Here is a 2505-nt window from a genome sequence, read left to right as displayed (position 1 = left end):
ATCGCTATCGATTCCAACTGGGCCGCGGGGAGCTTCGGTCGGCTTTTTCACCGGAGCCGGGGAATGGTCTGGGGCATCGACACGCCCGAAGTAGTTGAACCCGATCTGCGGTGTGGGCAGGTCGGCCAGGATCTGTGCGGTGTCTGGGTTCAGGTACCGCAGCAACCCGTACCCGATACCGTTGTCGGGGATCTGTCGCAGGTGTTCCTTCAGCTGCTTCACGACTCCGCCGACCCCGGGGCTGCCGGCGCGCACTTCTTCCCAGGTCAGTGTGCCCGCGTCCAGCCGGACCGGGAACAGGCTGGTGAACCAGCCGACCGTCCGCGACAGGTCGGCCCCGTCGACCAGGTCCTCCTGTCGGCCGTGCCCTTCCACATCGACCAGCACCTCGTCGACATCACCGCCATGACTCCGACGCCACTGGGCAACGGCGAGGGCCAGCCCCGCCAGCAACACGTCATTGATCCCCGCGTGGAACACCGCCGGCACATGGGTGAGCAACGCGTTCGTGGTCTCGGCACCCAACACCACCGACACCGAAACGACACTGCCCGCGACATCCCGCACCGGATCCAGCCCACGATCGGTCAACAGCGGATCCGGACCAGCCAGGATCCGTTCCCACAGACCAAGCTCATTCGCTCGAGCCGGTTGCACCGCCGCGGCGGTCAGTCCCTGGGCCCACCGCCGAAACGACGTAGGAACCGGGTCCACGACCGGCACTCCGCCGATCGCCAACACCTCCCACATCGACTCCAGGTCGGCGGCCAGGATCCGCCAGGACACCCCATCGACCACCAGGTGATGGGCCACCAGCAACAACGCACCGGTTTCGTCCGGGCCCCGGTCCAACCACACCGCCCGCAGCATCACCCCAGCGAACGGATCCAACTCACCGATCGCCGCCTGACGGCACCGCCGCACCAACCCACCCAGCGCCTCACCGTCCAGGCCGGCCGCATCCACCCGGTCCACCCCGACCCGGACTGAGGCTTTCGGGGAAACCTGCAGCCGCCACTCACCATTCTCCTGGACCAGTAGCCGGGCCCGGAGAATGTCATGGCTGTCCAGCAGCGACCGCACCGCGGCCGATACCTCTTTCTCACCACGACCCGCAGGGACCGGCAACACCAACGACTGGCTGAACCGGCGCACCGAACCGCCCCGACCCGCCAGCCACCGCATGATCGGTGTCAGCGCAACCTCACCGACTCCCGAGTCATCTCCTTCAACCGCCGGCGTTTCGTCTTTGCGGCCGGCTACCTTCGCCAGGCCGGCCACTGTCTTGGCCTCGAACACGTCCTGTGGAGAGAACAGCAAGCCTGTCTTGCGGGCGCGGCTGACGAGCTGGATCGAGACGATGCTGTCCCCGCCCAACGCGAAGAAGTCATCGTCGATCCCGACCCGGTCCAAGCCCAGCACCTCGGCGAACAGCCCGCACAGAACCTCTTCCCCGGCGGTACGCGGGCCACGTGATCCCGACGCCGCGGAGAAGTCAGGTGCCGGCAACGCACGCCTGTCGAGTTTCCCGTTGCTGGTCAGCGGCAACGAATCCAGAACCATCACCGCGGCGGGCACCATGTAATCCGGCAGACGCTTCGCCAACCGGTCACGTAGCACACCGTCATCGACCGTCGCTCCGTTCACGCCGACCGCGTAACCCACGAGGCGCTTTTCTCCGGGCCGGTCCTCACGCAGGACCACAACCGCCTGCGACACCACGGGATCCTCGGTCAGGGCCGCTTCGATCTCGCCGAGCTCGATCCGGAAGCCCCGCAACTTCACCTGATCATCCGAACGCCCAACGAAAACCAGGTCGCCGTCGCTGGTCCAGCGAACCAGATCCCCCGTCCGATACATCCGCTGACCCATTGCACCGAACGGATCCGCGACGAAACGCCCCGCCGACAACCCCGGCCGGTTCAGATAACCCCGGGCCAGCCCAGCCCCCGCCACATACAGCTCACCCACCACACCGCACGGGACCGGCCGCAACCCCGGATCCAGAACATAAACACGCGTGTTCAGAAGCGGCCGACCGATCGGCGGAACACCACCCTTACCATTCATTGGTCCGCTCATCGCTGCGCATACCGTGACTTCCGTCGGTCCGTAGGCGTTGATGAAGGTCCGGCGACTATTCGCCCAACGCGCTGGCAGCCCAGGCGGACACGGCTCGCCGGCGACGACGATGGTTCTCACCGACGCCAGCTCATCATCTGACATTGTTGCCAGCACCGTTGGCGGCAGAGTCACGTGCGTGACATCGTGCTTGGCCACGAGAACACCCAGTGCCTCTCGCAACAGGTCGCTTGGCGCCAAGACCAGTGTCGCTCCGGACAACAACGTCACGCACAGCTCTGAAATCGCCGCGTCGAAGCTCAACGAGGCGAACTGCAACGTTCGGCTCTCGGGGGTGACGTTGAATCGCTCCGCCTGAGCCGCGACCAGACTCGGTACACCCCTGTGGGTGATCGTGACGCCCTTGGGGGTTCCGGTGGAGCC

The 2505-nt window shown here is 66.0% G+C and carries 1 protein-coding gene; it reads right to left on the bottom strand.

All coding sequences use genetic code 11. The features are described from left to right. On the bottom strand, window positions 1-2505 hold a 2505-nt coding region (locus tag Raf01_RS48970; protein WP_203925051.1), incomplete at both ends, for an AMP-binding protein.

Origin of the sequence: Rugosimonospora africana, from assembly GCF_016862975.1 — a bacterium.
Classification (GTDB): domain Bacteria; phylum Actinomycetota; class Actinomycetes; order Mycobacteriales; family Micromonosporaceae; genus Rugosimonospora; species Rugosimonospora africana.
This window is presented reverse-complemented; position numbering and strand designations above follow the sequence as displayed.